The organism is Onishia niordana (assembly GCF_004798965.1).
In the GTDB taxonomy this organism is placed as follows: Bacteria; Pseudomonadota; Gammaproteobacteria; order Pseudomonadales; family Halomonadaceae; genus Onishia; species Onishia niordana.
The window spans coordinates 44,428-69,365 of sequence record NZ_SDSD01000005.1 but is presented as its reverse complement, the minus strand read 5'-3'; the positions used below and the strand labels follow the sequence as shown (position 1 = coordinate 69,365).

The 24,938-nt window shown below is 61.1% G+C and carries 20 protein-coding genes; 3 read left to right on the top strand and 17 right to left on the bottom strand.

Translation table 11 applies throughout. From position 1 onward, the window contains the following. Positions 1-30: 30 nt before the first annotated feature. From ETC27_RS10705 to leuC, 16 genes are all read right to left on the bottom strand, one after another. Positions 31-585 carry a cytochrome b gene (locus ETC27_RS10705; protein WP_136254993.1) on the bottom strand — a complete coding sequence of 185 codons (555 nt, stop codon included), beginning with the start codon at positions 583-585 and terminating at the stop codon, positions 31-33. A gap of 251 nt (positions 586-836) precedes the next feature. Then, entirely contained in the window at positions 837-2,042 is a 1,206-nt protein-coding gene (locus tag ETC27_RS10700) for an O-succinylhomoserine sulfhydrylase (protein WP_136254992.1), read from the bottom strand. 11 nt (positions 2,043-2,053) lie between these two features. Then, positions 2,054-3,583 (bottom strand): amidophosphoribosyltransferase, encoded by a 1,530-nt coding sequence (gene purF / locus ETC27_RS10695; protein ID WP_136254991.1) that lies wholly within the window; start codon positions 3,581-3,583, stop codon positions 2,054-2,056. A gap of 66 nt (positions 3,584-3,649) precedes the next feature. Beyond that, positions 3,650-4,237 (bottom strand): CvpA family protein, encoded by a 588-nt coding sequence (locus ETC27_RS10690; protein WP_136254990.1) that lies wholly within the window; start codon positions 4,235-4,237, stop codon positions 3,650-3,652. Continuing rightward, the gene (locus tag ETC27_RS10685) at positions 4,234-4,920 is read right to left on the bottom strand and encodes an SPOR domain-containing protein (RefSeq protein ID WP_240724880.1); all 687 of its coding nucleotides are present in this window, start codon (positions 4,918-4,920) and stop codon (positions 4,234-4,236) included. The genes ETC27_RS10690 and ETC27_RS10685 overlap by 4 nt, the downstream gene beginning before the upstream one ends. A gap of 49 nt (positions 4,921-4,969) precedes the next feature. After that, positions 4,970-6,313 carry a bifunctional tetrahydrofolate synthase/dihydrofolate synthase gene (gene folC, locus ETC27_RS10680; RefSeq protein WP_136254988.1) on the bottom strand — a complete coding sequence of 448 codons (1,344 nt, stop codon included), beginning with the start codon at positions 6,311-6,313 and terminating at the stop codon, positions 4,970-4,972. A gap of 11 nt (positions 6,314-6,324) precedes the next feature. Next, the gene (gene accD / locus ETC27_RS10675; protein WP_136254987.1) at positions 6,325-7,275 is read right to left on the bottom strand and encodes an acetyl-CoA carboxylase, carboxyltransferase subunit beta; all 951 of its coding nucleotides are present in this window, start codon (positions 7,273-7,275) and stop codon (positions 6,325-6,327) included. 98 nt (positions 7,276-7,373) lie between these two features. After that, positions 7,374-8,177, bottom strand: coding sequence for a tryptophan synthase subunit alpha (gene trpA / locus ETC27_RS10670; RefSeq protein WP_136254986.1), 804 nt, complete (start codon positions 8,175-8,177; stop codon positions 7,374-7,376). Positions 8,178-8,203: 26 nt separating this feature from the next. Further along, a complete protein-coding gene (trpB, locus tag ETC27_RS10665; RefSeq protein WP_136255188.1) occupies positions 8,204-9,391 on the bottom strand; it encodes a tryptophan synthase subunit beta in 1,188 nt (395 codons plus the stop codon). A gap of 45 nt (positions 9,392-9,436) precedes the next feature. Next, positions 9,437-10,069, bottom strand: coding sequence for a phosphoribosylanthranilate isomerase (locus ETC27_RS10660; protein ID WP_136254985.1), 633 nt, complete (start codon positions 10,067-10,069; stop codon positions 9,437-9,439). A 73-nt stretch (positions 10,070-10,142) separates the two neighbouring features. Further along, positions 10,143-11,087, bottom strand: a complete 945-nt coding sequence (gene truA, locus ETC27_RS10655) for a tRNA pseudouridine(38-40) synthase TruA (protein ID WP_136254984.1) — start codon at positions 11,085-11,087, stop codon at positions 10,143-10,145. Between the two features lie 7 nt (positions 11,088-11,094). After that, positions 11,095-13,827 carry a type IV pilus assembly protein FimV gene (locus tag ETC27_RS10650; RefSeq protein WP_136254983.1) on the bottom strand — a complete coding sequence of 911 codons (2,733 nt, stop codon included), beginning with the start codon at positions 13,825-13,827 and terminating at the stop codon, positions 11,095-11,097. Positions 13,828-14,124: 297 nt separating this feature from the next. Then, positions 14,125-15,237: an aspartate-semialdehyde dehydrogenase gene (gene asd, locus ETC27_RS10645; protein ID WP_136254982.1), complete on the bottom strand. Its 1,113-nt coding sequence runs from the start codon at positions 15,235-15,237 to the stop codon at positions 14,125-14,127. Between the two features lie 112 nt (positions 15,238-15,349). Then, a complete protein-coding gene (leuB, locus tag ETC27_RS10640; RefSeq protein WP_136254981.1) occupies positions 15,350-16,429 on the bottom strand; it encodes a 3-isopropylmalate dehydrogenase in 1,080 nt (359 codons plus the stop codon). Between the two features lie 218 nt (positions 16,430-16,647). After that, a complete protein-coding gene (leuD, locus tag ETC27_RS10635) occupies positions 16,648-17,310 on the bottom strand; it encodes a 3-isopropylmalate dehydratase small subunit (RefSeq protein ID WP_136254980.1) in 663 nt (220 codons plus the stop codon). A 3-nt stretch (positions 17,311-17,313) separates the two neighbouring features. Continuing rightward, positions 17,314-18,777 carry a 3-isopropylmalate dehydratase large subunit gene (gene leuC / locus ETC27_RS10630; RefSeq protein ID WP_136254979.1) on the bottom strand — a complete coding sequence of 488 codons (1,464 nt, stop codon included), beginning with the start codon at positions 18,775-18,777 and terminating at the stop codon, positions 17,314-17,316. A gap of 271 nt (positions 18,778-19,048) precedes the next feature. Here leuC and ETC27_RS10625 point away from each other — a divergent pair, with 271 nt between their 5' ends. Next, positions 19,049-19,960 carry a LysR family transcriptional regulator gene (locus ETC27_RS10625; protein WP_136254978.1) on the top strand — a complete coding sequence of 304 codons (912 nt, stop codon included), beginning with the start codon at positions 19,049-19,051 and terminating at the stop codon, positions 19,958-19,960. 211 nt (positions 19,961-20,171) lie between these two features. Further along, entirely contained in the window at positions 20,172-21,449 is a 1,278-nt protein-coding gene (locus ETC27_RS10620) for a hypothetical protein (RefSeq protein ID WP_240724879.1), read from the top strand. A gap of 144 nt (positions 21,450-21,593) precedes the next feature. Here the strand turns inward: ETC27_RS10620 and ETC27_RS10615 are convergent, their stop codons facing one another. Beyond that, positions 21,594-22,118, bottom strand: coding sequence for a zinc ribbon-containing protein (locus ETC27_RS10615; RefSeq protein ID WP_136254977.1), 525 nt, complete (start codon positions 22,116-22,118; stop codon positions 21,594-21,596). Between the two features lie 207 nt (positions 22,119-22,325). Between ETC27_RS10615 and leuS the strand changes: the two genes are divergently transcribed. Then, on the top strand, positions 22,326-24,914 hold the full coding sequence (leuS, locus tag ETC27_RS10610) for a leucine--tRNA ligase (RefSeq protein ID WP_136254976.1): 2,589 nt from the start codon (positions 22,326-22,328) through the stop codon (positions 24,912-24,914). The last annotated feature ends 24 nt before the right edge of the window (positions 24,915-24,938 follow it).

Below are 24,938 nucleotides of genomic sequence, written 5' to 3'. Positions count from 1 at the left end.
TTGGGGCTAACGTGATGGCATGACATGCCATCACGACTTGCGAGAAAAGCGCGGGTTCAACATACGAGCCAAGACATCATGCCGGCTAATGAAGTGATGCTTGAATGCGGCCAACATGTGGAGGGTAGCGAGGCCCATCAAGCATAGAGCGCCATACCAATGAATGGTGCCGGCAATAGTCGCCTGTTGGGGCAGATCACTGAGCACCGCGGACACCTCAAACCAGTCAAACACACTGATGCCACGGCCATCAGCCGTTGAAATTAGATAACCGCTGGCGAGTATGACAAGCAGCAGCACATAGAGCCCCACGTGGCCAAGTGCGGCGCCAAGGCGTTCAAACCTTGAGCCAGGCACGGCGGGCGTGGGATTGAGGACTCGCCAGATCAGACGTAGTAACGTGGCGGCGAACAACAGCAAACCGACCGAGCGATGCCACCAGGGGGCCAAGTTATACCAGCTGTCATAGTAACCAAGATCGGTCATCCACCAGCCGAGAGCAAAAAGGCCGATGATCGCCACGGCACTCAACCAGTGCAGTACGATACTCACGATGCCCCAACCTCGACGCGTGTTACACCACATTCATCTGCCCTCCTGGCACTTAGTACGTCATAACTGGCTATCAGCTCATATGACCTCTGTTTACAGCATACATTCGATCATACTCATCGTTACCGGCTTAAACAGCGCAAAAAAGTGAACGCTTCATGCAGTTTCTATCAATGGTTGCTGTGCAGGTTACTCGTAGAAACACCCCGAAGGTTGGATGTGGTGTCCAACTTTCGGGGTGCAGTTCACAAGCGTGGCGTCATCGGGGGCAGGTGATGCCGACGCTAGCTCATCAATGAATCGAGTCCACGAACAAGATCATCCTTGATGTCCTCGATATCCTCGAGCCCCACGGAGATCCGTACCAACCCTTCAGCGATGCCGGCAGACTCTTTCTGCTCCGCCGAGAGACGACCGTGAGTCGTGGTGGCAGGGTGGCCGATGGTCGATTTGACGTCGCCCAGGTTGCCGGTGATCGACAGAATACGAGTGGAATCGATGACCGACCAGGCGGCGTCGCGTCCCCCTTCGACTTCAAACCCCAGCACGCCACCGAAGCCGCGCTGCTGATCTGCCGCCAGTTGATGCTGCGGATGGCTCTCAAGACCGCTGTAATGGACCTTGATCACCGCCGGATGCGATTCGAGGAAACGTGCAAGCACCAGCGCATTGTCACAATGGGCTCGCATGCGCAGGCTGAGCGTTTCCAATCCCTTGAGGAACACCCAGGCGTTGAACGGGCTCATGCAGGGCCCACAGGTTCTCACGACGCCGTAGAGCGCCTCGAGCTCCTGGTCGCGGCCGACGACCGCCCCACCAAGCGCACGCCCTTGACCATCCAGATACTTGGTCGCCGAGTGGATCACCAGGTCGGCCCCCAGTGCCAGCGGGCGCTGCAGTGCCGGTGTCAGGAAGCAGTTATCGATGGCAAGCAGGGCCTCATGACGATGGGCGATCTCGGCAAGTGCCGGGATATCCACCACTTCGGACAACGGATTCGACGGCGTCTCGGCAAAAAGAAGCCTGGTGCGCGACGTCATCGCCGCCTCCCACGCCTCGAGATTCGACAGTTCAACATAGTGCGTCACGATACCGAACTTGGCGAGGTACTTGTCGAACAAGCTGACCGTGGAGCCGAATAGCGAGCGCGACGCGACGATCTCATCGCCTGCCTCGAGTAACCCAAGTACCGTCGACAGGATGGCCGCCATGCCGGAGCTGGTGGCGACACAACGCTCCCCTCCTTCCATCGCCGCCAGGCGTTTTTCGAAGGTTCTTACCGTGGGGTTGGTGAAACGGGAATAAATATTGCCTGGTTCTTCGCCACCAAACTTACGGGCTGCCTCGGCGGCACTGCCATAAACAAAGCTAGACGTCGGGAAGATCGGCTCGCCATGCTCTTGCTCTGCCGTACGTGCATGGCCGGCACGGATCGCCTGGGTGTCCAGCGCCCAGTCGTGCCAAGCCTCAAAGCCGCTTTCGTCGTTCATGCCGTCTCCCTTCAAGCGAATTCGTCGTCCAGATCATCATCCTGGTTATGCATGCCGACCAAGGCATGGTCACCGGCGCTGTGATCCTTGGCAGAGTCGTTGCGCGAAGCCTGCAGGTTATTCAGGTAGGTCTCGTCAATATCGCCGGTGATGTAGCGACCATCGAAGACCGAGCAGTCAAACTCCTCGAGCGCCGGATTGATCTCGCGACAGGCGGTCTTCAGGTCTTCGAGGTCCTGATAGATCATGCGGTCGGCTCCGATAAGATCGCCCACCTCGCTCTCGGTGCGGCCATGGGCGATCAATTCCTCGGCCGACGGCATGTCGATGCCATAGACGTTCGGATAACGCACGGGCGGCGCGGCAGACGCGAAGTAGACCTTGTTGGCACCGGCCTCGCGGGCCATCTGGATGATTTCGTTGCAGGTGGTGCCGCGCACGATGGAGTCATCCACCAGCAGCACGTTTTTACCCTTGAACTCGACATCAATCGCATTGAGCTTCTGACGTACGGACTTCTTGCGCAGGGTCTGCCCCGGCATGATGAAGGTACGCCCGATATAGCGATTCTTCATGAAACCTTCACGGTACGTCACCCCCAGGTGCTGGGCGAGCTCCAGCGCCGAGGTCCGTGAGGTATCGGGAATCGGAATCACCACATCGATGTCGTAATCCGGCCATTCCTTGCGAATGCGATCACCCAGCTTGCGCCCCATCTGCATGCGGGTGCCATAGACATAAGCGCCGTCGAGAAGCGAGTCCGGACGCGCCAGGTAGACATGCTCGAATATGCAGGGGGCAAGCGTGGGATTATCGGCACACGACTGGGTATGGATATTGCCGTCGAGGTCGACGAAGATCGCCTCCCCCGGCGCCAGGTCACGGTGAAGCTCAAAGCCCCCCACGTCCAACGCCACCGATTCCGAGGCGATCATCACCTCCTGGCGCCCTGCTTCCTGACGCGTCCCGAAGACCACCGGGCGGATACCATGAGGATCACGGAAGGCCACCATGCCATAGCCGTTGATGATGGCCACGGCCGCGTAGCCACCGTTGCAGCGACGATGCACACGGCGCACGGCATCGAAGATATCCTCGGGGCCCATGCTCAGGCCCTGCTTGCCAAGCTCGTGGGCAAAGACGTTGAGCAGCACTTCGGAGTCGGAACTGGTGTTAATATGACGAAGATCGCTCGAGAACAGTTCTTGCTTGAGCTGATCGGAATTGGTCAGGTTGCCGTTATGCGCAAGCGAAATGCCGTAGGGCGAATTGACATAGAACGGCTGCGACTCCGCTTCACTGGAAGACCCAGCGGTCGGATAGCGGACATGGCCAATCCCCAGATTGCCTTTGAGGCGGCGCATATGGCGGGTATGGAAGACATCACGTACCAGGCCATTGCTCTTGCGCAGCAGAAAGCGCCCTTCGTTCCAGGTCATCATCCCCGCAGCATCCTGCCCACGATGCTGAAGAACCGTCAGCGCGTCATACAACGCCTGGTTGACCGCCTGATTGGCCATTAGGCCTACGATACCGCACATTCCGGCTTACCTCGCTTGCAATGGTGCTTCGACGCCGAACGGGGCCGACGCCATGAAAAATCGGATTCAGGGTGCGCCATCCTCGCGCGAGGGAGCGGTGTCGCTCGACGGGGCATCCTGCCCCAATATGTCCGGCAGCGATAAAGAACGCAGCTGCTCGGCACGTTCCGGATCCTGACGCTCCCAGGCGGCGACACGATCAAGCGCCCAGCTTTCCAGACGCTCAAACGTGGGCCGCACCTCGGCATTCTGCCAGGCGCTGAGCTGCTCAAGCGGGGTGAAGCCGATCAGCAGCGTCGCCAGCACCAGGATCACTGCCCCCTTGAGGGTGCCGAACACGGCACCGGCGATCCGGTTGAAAAAGCCCATGCCCACCCACTCAACGGCGGCATGCAGCAGGCGAATGACCATACCGCCAAGCATGATGACCACCAAAATCACCAGCACAAAGGCCAACACCAGCCGACCATCATCACTGTCAATCAGTCCGGCCAGCATGTCCGCCACGGGTTCGGCGAAGAACCTTGCCGCCATCAGCGCCAGCACCCAGGTAACGAGTCCTAGGCCTTCCTGGACCAGGCCTCGCATGAAACCGGCCAGCATGGTGACACCCAGCACCGCAAGGAATATCCAGTCGATCCACGTAAGCGTCATGGTGACATCCTCACCACAAGCCCCTGGAGATTCGCCTTGGCCTTGAGCTCACTGCGGGCGCGCTCGCCTTCCTCGGCGCTGGCGAACGGGCCAACGTAGACGGCAGTCAAGTCGTTACCTCGAGGCCGGCGATAGGCATTGAAGCCCTGCGACTCGAGCTTTTCCTCCAAGCGCTCGGCATTGCCGGGCTCACCGAAGCTTCCGGCCTGCACCGACCATTCACCGGTAGCGGCCCGCTTTTCCTCCGCGGCCCTGGCCAGATCGGCGATCGGATCGGCCTGCTCCGGCTGACTGGCATCGGCCTGCGCCTGAGGCGCGGATTCTTGAGAGGCCTCTGAGGCCTCTGCCGTCTCACGCGCCGTTTCCTCCTGCTCGTCTGATGCAACGGAGGGCACATCGACGACAGGCTTATCAGCATTGCCATTTGGCTTGACCGCTTCAGCCTCACTGGACGCGCTATCTTGCTGGCGCTCCACCTGGGTAGACGCCTCATTCGATGTCTCATCAAGACGACTGGGCGGCTGAGGCTCATCGACTGCCACTCTTTCAACCTCCAATGGCGCCTCGATGCTGAGCATCGGCTGGGGTCTTTCGTCCCGGGACACCGGATCATCAAACAGCATCGGCAAGAAGATAACCGCCAAAGCGAGCAGGATGACTGCGCCGCTAACTCTTTCACGCATTCCGTACTTCATTCACCCTCCCCGGCTCGCCTTCCTGGCGGGCCACTGGCTACTGTGGCCGTGACACATCGAGTGCTGGCGATGACCAGCGCGCCAGCACCTCTGCCACGGTAAAGAAGGAACCACACACCAGCACCTCATCCTCGGCCGTAATGCTCCCCTCGAGCCACGCTGCCCCGTCTGCCGGGGAGTCGGCGAGTGTCAGCACATCGCCGCCACGAGCGCGAATCAGGTCAGCAAGGTCGCCGGCCGGCCTAGCCCGCTCGCCGCCAAGCGTCACCGGCACCCAGGCATCGATGACACCGGCAAGAGCCGAGACAACGCCCTCGGCATCCTTGTCGCTCAACATGCCTAGTAGCGCCACGCGACGCCCGGTGTATGGCCTGGCGGTGAGCCGGTCGGCAAGGTAGGCGGCGGCATGCGGGTTATGTCCTACATCCAGACACCAGTTGTCTCGCCACTGCATGCGTCCGGCAAGCGTGACGTCACTGAAGGCACGGCGACAGGCGGCTGGCTCGAGTGTCACACCCGAAAGCGCCAATGCCTGAAGCGCGGTTGCGGCATTGTCGAGCGGCAGACCAGGATCTGGCAGTGCGTCCAACACAAACGGCTCATGTTTGTCATCACGCCCTTGCCAAGCCCATCCCGAGGCGCCAGCGCTTCGCGAGAACTCGTGTGCCAGGCGATGCACGCGACACTCAAGGCTTGTCGCCACTTGGTAGACGCTTGCCGGCAAGGACTCGCTTCCCAACACGGCTGGGCGCTCGGCCCGCAGGATACCGGCCTTCTCGCGACCAATCCCCTCTAAGTCGTTGCCCAGAAAGGCCGCATGGTCTTGGGCCACGGTGGTGACCACCCCGACATCGGCATCGATGACGTTGACGGCATCCAGTCTTCCCCCCAGCCCGACTTCCAGGATGGCGATATCGGGCTGGCGCTGGCCAATGGCCCAGAGCCCTGCCAGAGTACCGGCTTCGAAGTAGGTCAGGCTGATCGGCTCACCCTCAAGCCGCGCTGCCTCTACGCGGGCGAAGCCCTCGATCAGGATCGCATCGCTGGCCTCTTCCCCGTCCAGCTTCAGGCGCTCGTTGTAACGCAACAAGTGCGGAGAGGTGTAGGTGCCGGTCGTCAGCCCATGAGAGAGTGCCAAGGCTTCAAGCATGGAGACCGTTGAGCCTTTCCCATTGGTGCCGGCAACGGTAATGACCCTACCCGCCAGGCGACCTGCCTGAGGCGTTGGCGCAAGTCCCAGACGCGAAGCGACCTTGGCCACTCGCTCGAGGCCAAGGTCGATGCTTACCGGATGCTGGCGTTCGAGACGCTCAAGCCAGCCATCAAGCGTCGAGGGCTGGCTTGCAAAGGCCTGCGGTGATGATGGCTTAGCTTTGCTCATGACGGCTGATGTCAGGCCTCACGGTTGACGTCGTCGGTCTCTGGTGTTTCCGAGCCTTGAGCCTCGTCGACCAGATCCGGCTCTGCGTTTTCCGGCGGACCGGAAATCGGCTGATGCGTCAGCTTGCGCAACACTCCGCCGAGCCGATCACGCATCTCTTGACGGTGCACGATCATGTCGACGGTACCGTGTTCCAGCAAGAACTCGCTGCGTTGAAAACCTTCGGGCAATTTCTCGCGAACCGTCTGTTCGATAACCCGCGGGCCCGCGAAACCGATCAGGGCATTGGGCTCGGCCACATTAAGATCGCCAAGCATGGCAAGAGACGCTGAAACTCCGCCGTAGACTGGGTCAGTGAGCACCGAAATATAGGGAATACCTGCCTGTTTCAGTTTCTCAAGTGCCGCAGAGGTCTTGGCCATCTGCATCAGCGAGAACAGGGCTTCCTGCATGCGAGCGCCACCGGAGGCGGCGAAGCACACCAGCGGAATGCCTTCTTCGAGAGAGCGGGTCGCGGCCTGCACGAATTTCTCGCCCACCACGGCCCCCATGGAGCCCCCCATGAAGCTAAATTCGAAAGCCACGGCGACCAGCGGTATGCCATCCAGCTGGCCACGCATGGCAATCAGGGCATCGTTCTCGTTGGTGCTCTTCTGAGCCGCCGCGAGACGATCCTTGTACTTTTTGGAGTCACGAAACTTGAGCCGGTCCACGGGCTGCAGGTCGGTCTGGATCTCTTCCCGGTCATCTTGATCGAGGAACCAGTCGAGGCGCTTACGCGCCGTTAAGCGCAGATGATGGTCGCACTTGGGACAGACGCTCTGGTGCTTATCCAGCTCGGGGAGGTAAAGCACCCCTTCGCACTTGGGGCACTTGCGCCACAAACCGTCGGGTACACTCGTGCGTCGGTCATTGCGCTGAATGCGCCCCATGGAGGGCACGATCTTGTCTAGCCAGCTCATATCAGAAGGTTTCCATCATCCGGGGCCCGGCACGACCGGGCCGATGTTGATTCAAATGACGCAGCGTGCGAGCTGCGCAATGCCGGGATTCACCGGCATCAGGCGTCCAGCGCCTGGCGCATTTCGCCCATAATATCCTTGAGGCGCGGGGCAATGGCTGCCGGGTCATCGACGCAGGCGGCGATCTGCCCGACCAGCACGCTGCCAACGATGACACCCTCAGCGACCTTGCCCACCGCAGCGGCTGTTGCGCCATCGCGGATCCCGAAGCCTACGCATAGCGGCAAGTCGGAGAGTTTACGGAGCGGCGCCAGGTGCTCATCGATTTCTTCCACATTCAGCGTCGCGGCACCGGTCACGCCCTTGAGCGAGACATAATACAGATAGCCTTCGCCATGGGCGCTGATTGTACCGGCGCGGGCATCCGAGGTGGTAGGGGCCACCAGAAAGATCGACTGCAGGCCACGCGCCTTCAACACAGGGCCAAATTCATCCGCTTCTTCTGGCGGCATGTCGACGGTCAGAACACCATCGACGCCGGCCTCGCTTGCCTGATCGGCAAACGCCTCGTACCCCATGCGCTCGATGGGGTTCAAGTAGCCCATCAGCACCACCGGCGTATCGGTATCCTGGCTGCGGAACTCACGCACCATGGCGAAAAGGTGAGAAAGACGGGTGCCATGCTTGAGCGCCCGCTCACAAGCTTTCTGGATGACCGGGCCATCGGCCATGGGGTCGGAGAACGGCACACCGAGTTCAATGATATCTGCCCCGGCCTCGACCAGGGCATGCATGAAGCCCACGGTGTATTGAGGTGCGGGATCACCGGCAGTGAGATACGGTATCAGGGCCGTGCGGCCCTGCGCCTTGAGCGTGGCGAAGCGTTGATCGATTCGATTCATACCCTTGTCCTGGTCGCGGTCCACGTTTAGATCTCGATGCCGTCAAGCTTGGCGACGGTGAGGATATCCTTGTCACCACGCCCTGAGAGATTGATGACGATATGCTGGTCAGGCCGCATGGTCGGCGCCAGCACCTTGGCATAGGCCAGCGCATGAGCCGATTCGAGTGCCGGCATGATGCCCTCGACATGAGTGAGCTCGCGGAATGCCTCGAGCACCTCCTTGTCATTGGCCGCCACATAGTTGACGCGTCCAACATCTTTCCAGAGGGCATGCTCTGGTCCCACACCCGGGTAATCGAGCCCCGCCGAAATGGAATGGGTCTCGGAGACCTGACCACCTTCATCGGACATCAGGTAAGTGCGGTTGCCGTGCAGTACACCGCGCGGCGCGTTGCCGGCCAGCGGTGCCGCATGCCGGCCTGTCTCGACGCCATCGCCACCAGCTTCGACACCGTACATGGCGACATCCTCATCTTCGACGAAGGGATAGAAGAGTCCCAGAGCGTTGGAGCCGCCGCCGACGCAGGCGATCAGTGCATCCGGCAGGCGACCGATCTGCTTGAGGGACTGCTCCCGAGCCTCGCGGCCTGCCACGGCGTTGAAATCGCGCACCAGCATTGGATAGGGATGCGGCCCCGCGACAGTACCGATGATGTAGAAGGTATTGTCGACGTTGGTGACCCAGTCTCGCAGTGCCTCGTTCATGGCATCCTTGAGCGTGCGCGAGCCGGACTCGACCGGAATCACCTTGGCGCCCAGTAGCTGCATCCGATAGACATTGAGTTTCTGACGCTGAACGTCTTCCGCCCCCATGTAGATGGCACACTCGAGCCCCAGGCGAGCCGCCACGGTAGCGGTTGCCACACCGTGTTGACCGGCGCCGGTCTCGGCGATGACCCGCGGCTTGCCACTTTTCTTGGCGAGCAGGGCCTGACCGATGGTGTTGTTCACCTTGTGAGCACCGGTGTGGTTCAGGTCCTCGCGCTTCAGCCAGATCTGTGCCCCACCGAGCTCCCTTGACCAGCGCTCGGCATGGTAAAGCGGCGAAGGACGGCCAACGTAATGGGCCAGATCATGGTCGAATTCGGCCTGGAAATCGGGGTCATCGCGAAGAGCCGCGTAGGTCTCTTCCAACTCCTCCAGGGCGAAGCTCAACGTTTCCGAGACGAACCGGCCGCCGTAGGCGCCGAAATGGCCTCGTGCATCCGGCATGCGGGTCAGGTCGCTGAACTTGGTCACGAAAGACACCTCACAGGGTCACTGGAACTTGGATGGATAAGTCGTAAAAACATGGTGCAGGAAATCATCTAACTTGGCCGCCGACTTGATGCCAGGCGAGGCTTCCACACCACCGGAAACATCGACGGCAAAGGGGCCAACTGCACGGATGGCTTGCTGAACATTTGCCGCATGCAAACCTCCCGCCAGAATAACAGGTTTTGCCAGGCTTGCGGGGATTCGGGACCAGTCGAAGGTCTCGCCGGTCCCGCCGGGAACCCCAGGCTTATACGCATCCAGCAACAGGGCTCGGGCCGTGCCATAGGCACTCGCCATTGCCTCGAGATCGACCCCTTCACGCATGCGCAGCGCCTTGATATAGGGCCGAGAGTAGCCGTCGCAACTATCCGGCGTCTCATCGCCATGGAACTGCAGTAAATCGAGATGCTCACAGGCCGCCTCGATGAACGCCGCTTCCTGATCGACGACAAGACCGACGCGCGTCACGAAGGCCGGCACCCGCGCCGTCAGCTCGGCCAGACGATCAAGGCCGATGGCGCGCTTGCTGCCCGGCCATAGCACGAACCCCAGCGCATCAGTCCCCGCGGCAACCGCTGCATCGATGTCTTCCTCACGAGTGAGACCACAGATCTTTACGCGCGTGCGCTGCATGGTAGGCCTCTTTTAGGCTCAGCGGCTTTCATGACGTTCCCTTCTGGATGCCCCTTCCTGGACGACCGTCTCATCAGGTCGGCTTACCCGCTTCGACGAAGCCCGGAGGCACCGAGGCCTTGGTCGGACGGGTACGGCGAAAATCGACCAGCGGACAGTCTGGCAACTCGCGCTCGCCCGTCCATTCACCGAGAAACGCCAAGAGGTTCGGCCCCAGCGGCTCGCGCGGTAGCTCATAGACATCATCATAGATCGAATCGACAAAATGCAGGCCACAGCCCGGGGCCGTGACGCTGCCCTGAGTGCGATCTTTCATGGCCATAAGCTGCGCCGGGTAATCCCGCCCTTTCTCGCCGCGGCCCACCGCAATAAGCGTGCCGGCAATATTGCGAATCATGTGGTGCAGGAAGGCGTTGGCCTGGACGTCAATCACGACCAGCGAGCCATGGCGATGCACCTCGATGAAGTGCAGGTGGCGCCGCGTCGTCTTGGACTGACAGCCCGCGGCACGAAAACTCGAAAAGTCCTTCTCACCCACCAGCGCCTGAGCCGCTTCATGCATGGCCGGCACGTCCAGAGGATCACGACACCAGGTGGCATTGGCACGCTCCAATACCGGGCGACTGGGTTGATTGAGAATGACATAGCGGTAGCGCCTGGCGAGTGCCAGAAAACGGGCATGAAAATCGTCCGGCACCGGCTTGACCCAGTGCACGGCGATATCTCGCGGCAGCTTGGCATTGGTGCCGAACACCCAGGCCTTCTCGGAGCGCGGCACAGGGGAGTCAAAATGAACGATCTGACGAGTGGCGTGCACGCCACTATCGGTTCGTCCACTACAGTGCACATTCACGGGTGCATTGGCGATATGAGACATCGCTTTCTCAAGCGCCCCCTGTACCGAGGAGGCATGCTTCAGGCGCTGCCAGCCACTATAGTGGCTGCCATCATACTCAACCCCCATGGCCAAGCGGCCAGTCAGGGGTGACTTTTCATCAAGGGTCTCAAAAAGGGGCATCGGCTCATCATAAGTTGTGCTGAGCGATCAGGCGCTTGGCCTGTTCGCGGGTCTCGCTATCCCCTTCGTCCAACGCACGGGCGAGCTTATCCTGCGCCTTGGCATGATTGCCCTGCTCGAGGTGCTCTTCAGCCTCGCCAACCAGCGACCGCGTCAACGCCGGGGAGTCGACAGGCTGGTCATTATCCAGATGGAGCGGCTCGAAAGCCACCTCCTCGATGTCCCACTCCTCTTCGTTGACGCCATACGCCGAGCCAGGCGCCCGCTCGTCGGGCTCACGCATCAAGTCAGCGAGATTACTCCCTGCATCTTCACCGAGAGCGGGGATATCTTGCTCACCTGACGTCGGCGCCTGGGTATCAACAGACGCTTCCCCATCAGCTGGGGCAGATACCTGTGGCTGAGGAAATTCCACACTCGGTTGCATGGGCGCTTCTTCGGGTGGCGCGGTTTCCAGCTCCAGGGTCGGCGGGTGATAATCGATCACATGGTCGCGCGTCGACTTAGACGACTCGCTCTCTCTCTCGGCAGCGCCGACCGGCTTACTGGCCGCCTCCTGTTCATTTCCTTCGATGCTGGCATTCTGCTCGACACGCGGAGGCTGGCCAGCTGAATGCGAGGCGACGCCCGAGACGTCATCATCACCAGACACATTCTGTTGGCTGGTCGAAAGCTCGCGAAGCGCCTCTCGGATCTGCTCTGGGTCCACCTCCTTGCCTTTTTGCCAGGACGGCTCGGCATGATGATGCTTACCATCAAAGGCGACCGGCTCGCGCTCCAGCGGTGGTCGAAACATCAGTGTCGACTCAACCGGCTCTAGTGCCATCTCGGGTACTGTATCCGCCTCGTCGCTTGGCGACGCCTGGGACGATGGCTGCGGCTCGGATTCGCCAACCCCACCTCCTTGAGCGCCGCTATGAGCCTCCGTCTCCGGCTCAGCTGGAGACGACACACCCCGCGCACGGGCCAGGAGGCGTTCAAGCTCTGCCTGACGGCCAGGGTCGTCATCTAAGGCCAGGCGCGCGGCTTCCATGTGCGCCTCCTGCCAAAGCCCCTGCTCGACCAGCACCTTGACCAGCTTGAGTCGCAGGTCATGGCGGTCGGGTTCGGCATCGAGACGTTCTTCGAGTATCGCTCGCGCTTTGTCGTAGCGACCATAGGCGATAAAGATGTCCGCCTCACTGACCGCCTCCGCCTTGGGCATAAAGGCATCTCTTACATCAGGAGCAAAGCGAGCCGATTTGCCGCGCGGCTTTTCCGTCGATTCCGCATCGCGTTGAGCACCGGTGACAGCCGGCGCGTTGTCAGTCGTATTATCCTCATCGGCTGCTCGGCGCCGACGCAGCCACCACCACAGTGCCAAGAGAAGCGCCAGCCCAGCCGCCGCCAGCTGAGCGGAAAGAGCTCGACCCGCCTGAGCGATAGCGGTCCATAACGGCATCAAATAACGCTCAACGGCACTGTTGCTTGCCGACTCACCTTGGGTCTGCGCGACACTAGAGGATTGGGCTTTTGCAAGCGTTTCAAGCGTGTCACGCATATCGGCGACCTCTTCACGCATTGCCGCCAACTCAGCCTCGGCACTATCGCGCTCGGCACGAATTTCAGCCAGGGACTGCTGGCTCTGCGAAAGCTGCGCCTCCAGGCGATTGAGACGTTCGGCCTGCTCACTTGATAGCGAATCAACGGCACCGGCATTGGCTTCCGACTCTACCTCAGCATCCGTCAGCAAGGTCAGGCGCGGAGTATCTGACTGAGTATCTGACTGAGCATCGGGCTGATCAGCCGGGCGAGCATCGGAAGTAGAGGAGGCAGAGGAAGACGGCTGGCCGCCCTCGCTGGTAAGCGCAGAACGCTGCGCCCCGTCTAACGAAACAGATGAGCCAGAGGCCTCTGGCTGAGTGGCATCAGGGCCGCCAGATACAATATCAGCCATTTGCTCGGGCGCTTGAACCGCATCAGAGCCTGACGTACGCCCTGTCGATGCCCCCACACCAGACACCGGCTCGCCACGGTCAAAGGCGCGATTATGCGCTTGGACCCGTTGCCAGGCCTCATCAGCTGACCGCGACGTTATTTTCTCTTGAGTGGGTACCTCCAGCACATAGCCGGCTCGCAGTCGGTTAATGTTGCCACCCGGAAACGCATTAGGGTTAGCATCCAGCAGCGCCAGCATCATTTGCGATATCGATATATCGGCATCCGGGCGAAGCCGCTTGGCGACGCTCCACAGGGTTTCGCCGGAGTCGACGTAGCCGGTGGCCCGCTCGCGAGATGCCATGGAGGCCTGAGAAGGCTCGGCTTGACGCGCGCTAGCTTGCTGAGGGCTATCTGCCGGCTGAGAACCGAAACCGGGCGGGTCGAAAAGCAGTGTTACCTGGCGCTGCTGACGACCATCAGGCCCATCAATCTCCAGCAACAGATCGAGGTAGGGAGCATTCACAGCGGGTTCGGAGCTCAACCGGATCGACAGTCTTCCCGATTCCGGCACAACCGAGAGACTCACGGCATCGAGCAACAGACTGCGCTCCAGGCCGGCGCGCCGGTAGCTCTCAGCATCAGCCAGGCTGACCGTAAGCCCTCGCGGTTCCAGCCCTTGCGTATCCGTCAGCGGGATCGTCGCTTCAAGTGGCGCACCCAGCGCAGACTCGACTTGCGCTTCGCCCACGCCCAGCGACCAGGCCGGTAGGCTCAGTGCAGACAGCGACATCAAGATGACCAGAGAAAACTTGCGCTTCATGGGGCGATGGGCCTCTCAGGTGTCGGAGGCAACGTACTCGCACATCAGATGTTTCAGAAAAAAGTGTGAGCCACGACAGCCTAATGATCGAATTTAAGACTTATTCTACCTACACTTCCGGCTAGCCGGGAGATTCATGTAAAGCAAAGCGACGTCTCAATTCAACGCTTAGGCACACCCTTCATACATCCGCCAAAAGATACAGAACGTCTTAATACAAAGCGTAACCAACTTGATCAGCCCGCAATAAAAACGCCTCCCGATAGGGAGGCGCTGGATACGAGGCAGCGACGCCGATTACTGCTCGCGCAGAATCTTCAACATACGCTTGAGTGGCTCGGCGGCACCCCAAAGCAGCTGATCACCGACCGAGAAGGCAGACAGATACTCGCCGCCCATGGCCATCTTGCGCAGGCGACCCACGGGCACATTCAAGGTACCGGTGGCGGCAGCCGGCGTCAGACCATCGATGGTGGCATCCTTGTCATTGGCGATGACGCGCACCCACTCGTTGTGCTTGGCCAGGCGATCTTCGATCTCGTCGATCGGCACGTCCTGCTTGAGCTTGATGGTAAAGGCCTGGCTGTGAGAGCGCATGGCACCGATGCGCACACAAAGGCCATCGATGGGAATCGGGTTGTTGTCGAGACCGAGAATCTTGTTGGACTCGACGCCGCCCTTCCACTCTTCCTTGCTTTGACCGTTTTCCATCGGCTTGTCGATCCAGGGCAGCAGGCTACCGGCCAGTGGCGCCCCGAAGTTATCGGTGGGGAAGCTCCCGCCACGCATGGTCTCGGTGACCTTGCGATCGATATCGAGAATCGCGCTTGCCGGATCCGCAAGCTCGCTGGCCACGCTGTCCCGCAGGCTGCCCATCTGGTTGAGCAACTCGCGCATGTGCTTGGCGCCGGAACCTGAGGCCGCTTGATAGGTCATCGAGGTCATCCACTCGATCATGTTGGCCTCAAAAAGGCCGCCAAGCCCCATCAGCATCAGGCTGACCGTGCAGTTACCGCCGGTGAAGGTCTTGATGCCACGGGCCAGCTGGGCGTCGATGACGTCGCGATTGACCGGGTCCAGCACGATGGTGGCGTCATCTGCCATGCGCAGGGTACTGGCCGCATCGACCCAGTAGCCCTTCCAGCCGCTCTGGCGCAGGTCCTTGTAGACCTTTTCGGTATAGTCGCCGCCCTGGCAGGTGACGACCACATCCAGTGCCTTGAGCGCGTCAAGATCAAACGCATCCTTGAGCGGGGGCACATCAACGCCGACATTAGGCCCTGGCTGACCGACCTGGGAAGTGGTGAAGAACACCGGCTCAATGCCTGCGAACTCATTGTCTTCCTGCATACGCTGCATGAGCACGGAGCCCACCATGCCACGCCAACCTACGAAACCGACTGTCAACATGTGACGTCCTCCTCAAAATAATGGGGCAACTAGTATACACAAGCCGCCCGTCTCGCGCAGACAGGGGCGGCTTCACGCTCTTTTCAAGTACCTTGCAGCAAGAAGACGGGCATTACCTGGCTTCGAAAGCCGCCAGCACAGCATCACCCATCTCACCGGTTGAGACCTGACGCGTACCGGGATAGGCGATATCGGCGGTGCGCAATCCGTCATCAAGCACCTGGCCCACCGCGGCTTCGATACGCTCGGCAAGCACCGCCTCGTTGAGTGAATAGCGCAGCATCATCGCGACCGAGAGAATGGTCGCCAGGGGATTGGCGACGCCCTGACCGGCGATATCCGGCGCACTGCCATGACAGGGCTCATACATGCCCTGACCGTCGGCATTCAGCGAGGCCGAGGGCAACATGCCAATCGACCCCGTCAGCATGGCGGCAGCATCCGACAGGATATCGCCGAACATGTTACCGGTGACGATCACATCGAACTGCTTGGGCGCACGTACCAGCTGCATGGCGGCGTTATCGACGTACATGTGCGAAAGCTCGACCTGCGGATACTCAGGCGCCAGGCGTTCCATGACCTCACGCCACAGCATCGTCGCCTCGAGTACATTGGCCTTGTCGACGCTGCACAGCTTGCCGCCACGCTTGGCCGCCATCTCGAAGGCCACGCGACCGATACGCTCGATTTCGCTCTCCGAGTAGACATAGGTATTAAAGCCGACCCGCTGGCCGTCGCGCTCTTCGATGCCGCGCGGCTGACCGAAGTAGATGCCACCGGTGAGCTCGCGCACGATCATGATATCGAGACCTGACACCACCTCAGGCTTGAGGCTCGAGGCCTCCGCAAGCTGCGGATAGAGTAGCGCCGGGCGCAGGTTGCCGAACAGCGACAGCTCCTTGCGCAAGCCAAGCAGGCCCTTTTCCGGGCGCTTGCTGATGTCCTCGATCTTGTCCCACTTCGGCCCGCCCACGGCGCCGAGCAGGATGGCGTCGGCACCCCGCGCCTGATCGAGGGTAACCGCCGGCAGCGGCTCGCCGTGGGCATCATAACCCGCACCACCCACCAGACCTTCTTCGATATCGACGTCCAGACCCGCGGCCTGACAAGCCTTGAGGACCTTGACCGCCTCAGCGGTGATTTCCGGGCCGATGCCGTCACCCGGCAGAACGAGAATCTTGCGGCTCATGTGCTGTGGCTCTCTTGGCAAAAGGGCCCGCTTCGCGGACCCGATGGTTCGATGATGAATCAACCGCCAGCCAGTTTACCCTTGGCTGACGACTAGAAAGATGGCGCTTCCCTGCGCATCTGCCCTTACGGGCATCCCTCTTCTTTGGTGTCCAGCGTTGCGGCTGGAAAGCTGGCCCTTGATGGGCCAAATGTCGGCCTACGCGTTAAAACGCTGCGTCAGGACGTGGCCGCCTTGGCCGTCTCACGAAACAACCAGGGTCGAGCGGCCCGATGCTTGGCTTCGAACTCACGAATCGCCTCTTCGTCCTGCAGCGTAATGCCAATGTCGTCGAGGCCGTTGAGCAGGCAATGCTTGCGGAAGGCGTCGACGTCGAACTCGAGGATCTCGCCTGACGGCGTGGTGACGCGCTGGTTTTCGAGATCGACGTCCAGCCGGTAGCCTTCATTGGCTTCCACTTCCTGAAACAACCGCTCGATCACGTCCTCTTCAAGCGTCACCAGCAAAATGCCGTTCTTGAAGGCATTGTTGTAGAAGATGTCGGCGAAGCTCGGCGCAATGACCACGCGAAAGCCGAAATCCTCAAGCGCCCAGGGGGCGTGCTCCCGTGAGCTTCCGCAGCCAAAATTGCGACGGGTCAGCAACACGCTGGCCCCCTCATACCGCGGCTGATTAAGCACGAAATCGGGATTGAGCGGACGCGTTGACACGTCCTGGCCCGGATACCCTTCATCCATATAGCGCAGGGCGTCAAACAGGTTCACGCCAAAGCCGGTGCGCTTGATGGACTTCAGAAACTGCTTGGGAATGATCAGGTCGGTATCGACATTGGCTCGATCGAGCGGTGCCACCAGGCCCTGCTGACGGACAAACTTGTTCATGGTTCAGGCCTCCTGAGACGGGGTATCGTGATGGCTATCATTGCCAGCAGCGAATTGACGGACATCGACGAAATGCCCCGCGATGGCGGCAGCGGCAGCCATCGCCGGGCCCACCAGATGGGTACGCCCGCCGAAGCCCTGGCGACCCTCGAAATTGCGATTCGAGGTCGAGGCGCAGTGTTCGCCGGCACCCAGCTTGTCGGCATTCATGGCCAGACACATCGAGCAACCCGGCTCACGCCATTCGAAACCGGCTTCGGTGAAGATCTTATCAAGCCCTTCGGCCTCGGCCTGACGCTTCACGAGCCCGGAGCCCGGCACCACCATCGCCAGCATGATGGAGTCGGCGACCTTGCGTCCCTTGGCCACCTTGGCGGCCGCCCGCAGGTCCTCGATACGCGAGTTGGTGCAGGAACCGATGAACACCTTGTCGAGGCGAATATCGGTGATCTTCTGCTTGGCCGCGAGACCCATGTATTCGAGTGCCCGGCTATAGCTACCCTTGGTGGTATCATCGGGTGCTTCGGCGGGGTCAGGCACCTCACCAGAGATACCGGTGACCATTTCGGGACTGGTTCCCCAGCTGACCTGCGGCTCGATGTCCTCGGCGGCAATCTCTACCACTTTATCAAAGTCGGCATCCGCGTCGGAGACCAACTCGCGCCATTCGGCGACGGCGGCCTCCCACTGATCGCCCTGAGGCGCGAAGGGGCGCTCACGGAGATAGTCGATGGTGGTGTCGTCCACCCCAATCAAACCGACCCTGGCTCCCGCCTCAATGGCCATGTTGCAGACCGTCATGCGACCTTCCATGGACAGCTCGCGAATCGCACTGCCCGCAAACTCGATCGCATAGCCGGTACCGCCAGCCGTACCGATACGGCCGATGATCGCCAGCACGATATCCTTGGCGGTAACGCCGGTACCGAGCGTGCCCTCGACCCGCACCTGCATGTTCTTCATCTTCTGGGCCAGCAGGCACTGAGTGGCCAGCACGTGCTCGACCTCAGAGGTGCCGATGCCGTGTGCGATCGCCGCGAAGGCACCATGGGTCGCGGTATGAGAATCACCACAGACCACCGTCATGCCCGGCAATGTCGCGCCCTGCTCAGGGCCCACCACATGCACGATGCCTTGACGGGCGTCGTTGATGCGAAATTCCTCGATACCAAAAGACTCGCAGTTGTCATCCAGGGTCTGCACCTGAATCAACGACACCGGATCCTTGATACCGGCATTGCCCTCGGCACGCTCAATCACCGTGGTCGGTACGTTGTGATCGGGAGTGGCGAGGTTGGCATCCAGGCGCCACGGGCGACGATTAGCCAGACGCAGCCCCTCGAAGGCCTGCGGCGAGGTCACCTCATGTAACAGCTGGCGGTCGATATAGATGAGCGCGGTGCCATCATCGCGCTCTTTGACCAAGTGCTGGGACCACAGCTTGTCGTAAAGCGTCTGGCCTGCCATGTCTCTCCTCCACGGGGCTTAGGTTGCCCTCTGATTGATCTTGCCACGCCTGCTGCCTTCTTGAGGTCAGGCAGTGTTGCCATACACCCGAGACTAGGGGGTGAGACACATAAAAGCAATTCATGTTATTTATGTTATAGATTCCATATTGGAATACATGCCGCGCAGTATTTCACGATTAACGACAGGACATACAGCGTGACGCTATGCATACAAGCCCACGCGATCTCGACAGCGCCCTACCCTTATGACCGACGTCAAGGAAGCGACCATGGACACACAAAGCCTGCAGGCCTTTCTTGCCGTCGCCGATGGCGGATCCTTTTCGCTTGCCGGCGAAAAGCTCCACCTGACACAACCCGCCGTCAGTAAGCGCATCGCCACCCTTGAAGACCAGGTGGGCTCGCGGCTTTTCGATCGTATCGGTCGCCGCGTCACCCTCACCGAAGCCGGCTCCCTTCTGCTGCCCCGGGCGCGTCAGATCCTGCTGATGGTTGACGACAGTCGTCGGGCGCTATCGAATCTCGCTGGCGATGTAGCCGGCAGCTTAACGCTTGCCACCAGCCATCATATTGGCCTGCACAGGCTACCCCCTCTGCTCAAGGCCTTTACTCATGACCACCCGGCCGCGGAACTGGATCTGCGATTTCTGGACTCGGAACAGGCCTATCAAGGCGTACTCGATGGAGCCCTCGAAATCGCCGTGGTCACCCTGGCGCCGGTGCCCGACCCACAACTGAGGGTGGTGCCGGTGTGGATCGACCGGCTGCGCTTCGTCTGCGGTATCGATCACCCGCTGGCACGCCACGAACGACTCTCCATGTCGGCGCTGGCCGCCCATTCGGCGGTTCTGCCGGGCCCCATGACCTTTACCCGCGGCATCGTACTCGACACGTTTTCCCGCGAGGAGTTAAACGTGAAGGTGGGGCTCTCCACCAACTATCTGGAAACGCTGAAAATGATGGCCTCGATCGGGCTCGGTTGGAGCGTACTGCCCGAGAGCATGATCGATGGGGATCTGCATATCCTGCCGATCGAGCACCCTCCCATCGAGCGTCCGCTTGGCTATCTCGTGCATCGCAACCGCACGCTATCCAATGCCACTCATGCGATGATGGTAAAACTCGATGCAGCGCGCACGGAGGAGGCGAAGCGCTGGACGCTGCCAACCTCAAAGGCGTGAAGCGGCTCGCACAAGGTGGTGCATGCACGGCGCTTGCCCCGCTAGCCCGGCTTGCCTAGGATGAGCAGCTTTGCTCGGATACGCGCCCATGCCGCCCTCCATGCCGTGGTCATCCTCTTCAGCAGACGAGGATCGACCATCGACGTCTGCCCCCGCGCGCGCCACCTCAGACTCTGCCCCCCGGCCTCCCAAGATCACCGGGCGGCAACGCTTGGCAGGGCTCATCATCGCCCTCGGCCTCATGCTACAGATTGCCCGTCTGGCCGGTGTCGCGGCAGTGGCACCGCTGGTCGGTGTCGCTTTCTGGCTGGCGATAGGGCTACTGTGGAGGGACATCCCGCGGCGCAACCGCTTCCAGGTTGGGGCACTGGCGATGATCGGTGCAGGGCTTCTGGCGATCAGCCAAGGCGCATATGGCATTGAGCTCGCCTGGAACAGCGTACTGGATGGCAATACCTACGTGGTCGCCATGCTGGTCGGGGTCAGTTTTGTCGGCCTGATCAACCAGGCCCCGCCGGCTCGCGGCACCCAGACCCATGGCGGACAGGGCGTAATCACCACCTGGCTAAGCGTTCATCTGCTGGGTGCGATTCTCAACCTGTCCTCGGTGTTTCTAATCGGCGATCAGCTGAAACGCGACGATGGTTTACGCCTGCCACAGCTGTTGACCCTCAACCGTGGGCTCTCAAGCGCCGCGCTCTGGTCGCCTTTTTTCGCCGCCATGGGGGTCGCCATGGGCCTGGCGCCTCAACTCGACTTTACCATCGCATTGGCCGCCGGCGTGCCGCTAGCGGCACTATCCGGCCTGCTCACACGTGTCGAGTTGGCAAGACGCTTCGACCTCGCCAACACACCCGGCGTTTCAATGGCCCCGCGCAACCTGCTGATGCCGGTAGGGCTGGCGATGCTGGTGCTGAGTTTTCACTACGGCCTGACGCCGACACTATCCATCGTCAGCATCATCACCTTCCTGCTACCAGCCACCGCCCTTGCCGCCAACCTGCCCCACGGCCTCGCTTTCACCTCGAAACGCATGCTGACGCATACCCGGGAGCGGCTACCGGCGATGCGCGGCGAGCTCTCGCTATTCCTGGCGGCCGGGCTCTTCACCCAGGGGCTCTCGACCTTCATCGACGCGGCAACCGGCAGCCAGTGGGTGCTGTTCGATCATTTCGGCGCGAAGGAGGCCATCTTAAGCTATCTGGCCATTGTCTTGAGCGCCGTCATTGGTTTGCATCCGATCATCGGCATTTCGACCCTGGCATCACTGCTGGACCTTGGCAGCACCAACCAGACCCTCTTGGGTGTCGTCGCACTGACGTCCTGGGCGGTTGGCGCAGCCATCGGACCGTTATCGGGAATCAACCTGTCACTCCAGGGACGCTACGGCACCAGCGGCGGCGTGATGATGCGCCACAACCTTGTCTATGCCCTGATCATGTCACTGGGGGTCTGCCTGACGCTCGCTCTGTTGGCCCGCCTGAACTAACCCATCGCGAACCCGATCATTGCGAGCTAAATCATCCCGGGCCAAATTTTTCAGGGCTAAGCCCCCCTTAGCCAAGAAACACACGGCATCTCGCAAACACGACGACCCTGGAGCCATTCATGGTCGTCGTGCAACACTACCCTATTATTGACCGGCCGCTTGAGGCCCGCGAGCGAAATAGCGATGCCCGCACTGGTGACAGGGCTCAAGGCGCGCCACCTCGCCAAGCGAGACCTCGGCGCCACAATGCACGCAGCTCAAGAGGCCAGGCGCGATCATCTCACCCTCGCAGTAGTCGGCACGGGCCGCTTCCAGATCGTCCTCGAAACGTACGCGATCAATCACGGTGCGATCGGCGATCGAGAACAGGGCCTCGCGGATGCGACGCGACAGCACGTCGAGATCAATGCCCAGCCAGCTGGCCACGCCCTCACCGCTTGCCGCCAGATAGCGGCGCATGTCTTTCAGATCGCGCTCTACCCAGGCGCGCAGCAATGCCAGCTCATCGCGGGTAAAGTCCTCGACTTCCGCCTCAAATTCCACCGCCTCGTCGAGATCCTGCTGCAGGTTCTCCCACGACAGCTCGTTGGCACCGTGCTGGAGCCGCGCCAGCAGACGCTCATAGCCTTCGCTCAGACGATGATCTGAATGCTTGTCCTGATCGCTCATATGACTCTCCTGTAGCTTTCCTTGACGTCCCTTGGCCGGGCGTTGCTCTCGCCGAACGCGGCGCCCCTACCTGCTAAGGCCCCGCTGCGGTATGCTGGCCCCCATTTAGACGCTATCTTTCCGTGCCATCAAGCCTTTTGGACCATGATGGAGCGGGAAAGTCCCTTGCTCTTCGCCAACGACGCTACAAGGTAACCACTCAGACCGATGGACGCACAGTACAAGCCTCACGACATCGAACGCGACGCCCAGCAATTCTGGACCAAGCACCAGTGCTTCAAGGCCGTGGAAGACGCCAATCGCGAAAAGTTCTATTGCCTGTCGATGTTCCCCTACCCCAGCGGCAAGCTACACATGGGGCACGTGCGTAATTACACCATCGGCGACGTGGTCTCGCGCTTCCAGCGCATGCAGGGCAAGAACGTACTGCAGCCCATGGGCTGGGACGCCTTTGGCATGCCTGCCGAGAACGCCGCCATCAAGAACCAGGTGCCGCCAGCCGAGTGGACCCACCAGAACATCGACTACATGCGCGACCAGCTCAAGGCGCTGGGTTTCGCCTATGACTGGGACCGTGAGTTCGCCACCTGCGATAGCGACTACTATCGCTGGGAACAGTGGTTCTTCACCAAGCTTATCGAGAAAGGCCTGGTCTACAAGAAGATGTCCACGGTCAACTGGGACCCGGTCGATCAGACCGTGCTCGCCAACGAGCAGGTCATCGATGGCTGCGGCTGGCGCTCCGGCGCGCCGGTGGAGCGCAAGGAAATCCCGCTGTGGTTCTTGAAGATCACCGACTACGCCGACGAACTGCTTGCCGACCTCGACAATGTCGAGTGGCCCGAGCAGGTCAAGACCATGCAGCGCAACTGGATCGGCAAGTCCAAAGGCGTCGAGCTGGCCTTCGAGGTTAGCGGCGATACCAGTGCCGAACCGCTACGGGTCTACACCACTCGCCCCGACACCCTGATGGGTGTGACCTATGTCGCCGTGGCCGCCAGCCATCCGCTGGCCAAGGCGGCCGCCGAGAAAAACCCAGCACTTGCCACCTTCAACGAAGAGTGCGCTCACGGCGGCACCTCCGAGGCCGAAATGGCCACCATGGAGAAGAAGGGCATGGACACCGGCTATCTGGCCGTCCATCCCCTCACCGGTCGCCAGGTACCCGTCTATGTGGCCAACTTCGTGCTGATGGAGTATGGCACCGGTGCGGTGATGGCGGTGCCCGCTCACGACCAGCGCGACTGGGAGTTCGCCACCAAGTACGGCCTGCCCATCGAAGCAGTGATTGCCACCGAAGATGGCCAAGTTCCGGACATCACCTTGGCGGCCCATGACGCACACGGCGTACTGATCAACTCCGGTGAGTTCGATGGCCTCGATTTCCAGGCGGCCTTCGATGCCATTGCCGCCAAGCTCAGTGAGCAAGGCCACGGCGAGGTCAAGACCAACTATCGCCTGCGCGACTGGGGAGTGGCACGCCAGCGCTACTGGGGCGCGCCGATTCCGGTCAAGTACGGCCCCGAAGGTCAGACCGTACCGCTTACCGACGACGAGCTGCCGGTTGCCCTGCCCACCGAAGTCACCGTCGATGCCTCCGGCTCGCCGCTCAAGAAGATGCCCGAGTTCAGCGACCTGGGCGATGGCTGGGCACGCGAGACCGATACCTTCGACACCTTCATGGAGTCCAGCTGGTACTACGCGCGCTTCTGCTGCGCCGACAACCAGGAGGCGATGCTCGACGAGCGCGCCAATTACTGGCTGCCGGTGGATCTCTATATCGGCGGCATCGAGCACGCCATCCTGCACCTGCTCTATGCGCGCTTCTTCCACAAGCTGATGCGCGATTTCGGCCTGGTCGAGTCCGATGAGCCCTTCAAGCGCCTACTGACGCAGGGCATGGTGATCGCCGAGACCTACTACCGGCCCGCCGCCAACGGCGGCAAGGACTGGTTCAACCCGGCCGACGTCGAGGTCAAGCGTGACGACAAGGGCCGGCCGGTCAGCGCCGTGCTGATCGAAGACGGCCAGCCCGTCGAGATGGGTGGCATCGAGAAGATGTCAAAGTCGAAGAACAACGGCGTCGACCCCCAAGCGATGATCGACCGCTTCGGCGCCGACACCGTGCGCCTGTTCATGATGTTCGCCGCACCGCCCGAGCAGTCCCTGGAATGGTCCGACAGCGGCGTCGAGGGAGCCCATCGCTTCCTGAAGCGCCTGTGGCGCCTGGTCGCCGACCACGCCAATGCCGGCACCCCGGGCAAACTCGATCCCGAGGCCCTGACCGAGTCCCAGCGGGAACTGCGGCGCAAGACCCACGAGACCATCAAGAAAGCCAGCGACGACATCGGCCGTCGCACGACCTTCAACACCGCCATCGCCGCGGTGATGGAACTGACCAATGCGATCGGCCGTTTCCACAACGACGTCGACAACGAGAGCCCGCAGGACCTGGCGGTGGCCCGTGAAGCCGTGGAAGCCAGCGTGCTGCTGCTCGCACCGATCACGCCGCATGCCTGCCACGGCCTCTGGGAAGCGCTTGGCCACGAAGAGCCCGTAATCAATGCCGAATGGCCTGCCTTCGACGAAGCCGCCCTGGCCCGAGACGCCATCGAACTGGTGGTGCAGGTCAACGGCAAGCTGCGCGCCCGTCTCGAGGTGCCCGCCGATGCCGACAAGGCCGCCATTGAGGCGCAGGCGATGGCCTCCGAGAACGTCCAACGTCATCTCGAGGGCAAGACGGTACGCAAGGTCATCGTGGTACCGGGCAAGCTGGTCAACATTGTAGTCGGGTAAGGTGTTGTTGGATAAAAAGCCGCT

Bases quoted from the DNA above. Each gene is read 5' to 3' on its own strand.
- folC (WP_136254988.1), bottom strand. From the start codon at position 6,313: ATGAGCAAAGCTAAGCCATCATCACCGCAGGCCTTTGCAAGCCAGCCC.
- ETC27_RS10660 (WP_136254985.1), bottom strand. From the start codon at position 10,069: ATGCAGCGCACGCGCGTAAAGATCTGTGGTCTCACTCGTGAGGAAGAC.
- ETC27_RS10700 (WP_136254992.1), bottom strand. From the start codon at position 2,042: ATGAACGACGAAAGCGGCTTTGAGGCTTGGCACGACTGGGCGCTGGAC.
- leuB (WP_136254981.1), bottom strand. From the start codon at position 16,429: ATGAGCCGCAAGATTCTCGTTCTGCCGGGTGACGGCATCGGCCCGGAA.
- ETC27_RS10615 (WP_136254977.1), bottom strand. From the start codon at position 22,118: ATGAGCGATCAGGACAAGCATTCAGATCATCGTCTGAGCGAAGGCTAT.
- trpB (WP_136255188.1), bottom strand. From the start codon at position 9,391: ATGCCGGATGCACGAGGCCATTTCGGCGCCTACGGCGGCCGGTTCGTC.
- ETC27_RS10705 (WP_136254993.1), bottom strand. From the start codon at position 585: ATGTGGTGTAACACGCGTCGAGGTTGGGGCATCGTGAGTATCGTACTG.
- leuD (WP_136254980.1), bottom strand. From the start codon at position 17,310: ATGAACAAGTTTGTCCGTCAGCAGGGCCTGGTGGCACCGCTCGATCGA.
- purF (WP_136254991.1), bottom strand. From the start codon at position 3,583: ATGTGCGGTATCGTAGGCCTAATGGCCAATCAGGCGGTCAACCAGGCG.
- ETC27_RS10690 (WP_136254990.1), bottom strand. From the start codon at position 4,237: ATGACGCTTACGTGGATCGACTGGATATTCCTTGCGGTGCTGGGTGTC.
- ETC27_RS10625 (WP_136254978.1), top strand. From the start codon at position 19,049: ATGGACACACAAAGCCTGCAGGCCTTTCTTGCCGTCGCCGATGGCGGA.
- trpA (WP_136254986.1), bottom strand. From the start codon at position 8,177: ATGAATCGAATCGATCAACGCTTCGCCACGCTCAAGGCGCAGGGCCGC.
- leuC (WP_136254979.1), bottom strand. From the start codon at position 18,777: ATGGCAGGCCAGACGCTTTACGACAAGCTGTGGTCCCAGCACTTGGTC.
- accD (WP_136254987.1), bottom strand. From the start codon at position 7,275: ATGAGCTGGCTAGACAAGATCGTGCCCTCCATGGGGCGCATTCAGCGC.
- ETC27_RS10685 (WP_240724880.1), bottom strand. From the start codon at position 4,920: ATGCGTGAAAGAGTTAGCGGCGCAGTCATCCTGCTCGCTTTGGCGGTT.
- asd (WP_136254982.1), bottom strand. From the start codon at position 15,237: ATGTTGACAGTCGGTTTCGTAGGTTGGCGTGGCATGGTGGGCTCCGTG.
- ETC27_RS10650 (WP_136254983.1), bottom strand. From the start codon at position 13,827: ATGAAGCGCAAGTTTTCTCTGGTCATCTTGATGTCGCTGTCTGCACTG.
- leuS (WP_136254976.1), top strand. From the start codon at position 22,326: ATGGACGCACAGTACAAGCCTCACGACATCGAACGCGACGCCCAGCAA.
- truA (WP_136254984.1), bottom strand. From the start codon at position 11,087: ATGCCCCTTTTTGAGACCCTTGATGAAAAGTCACCCCTGACTGGCCGC.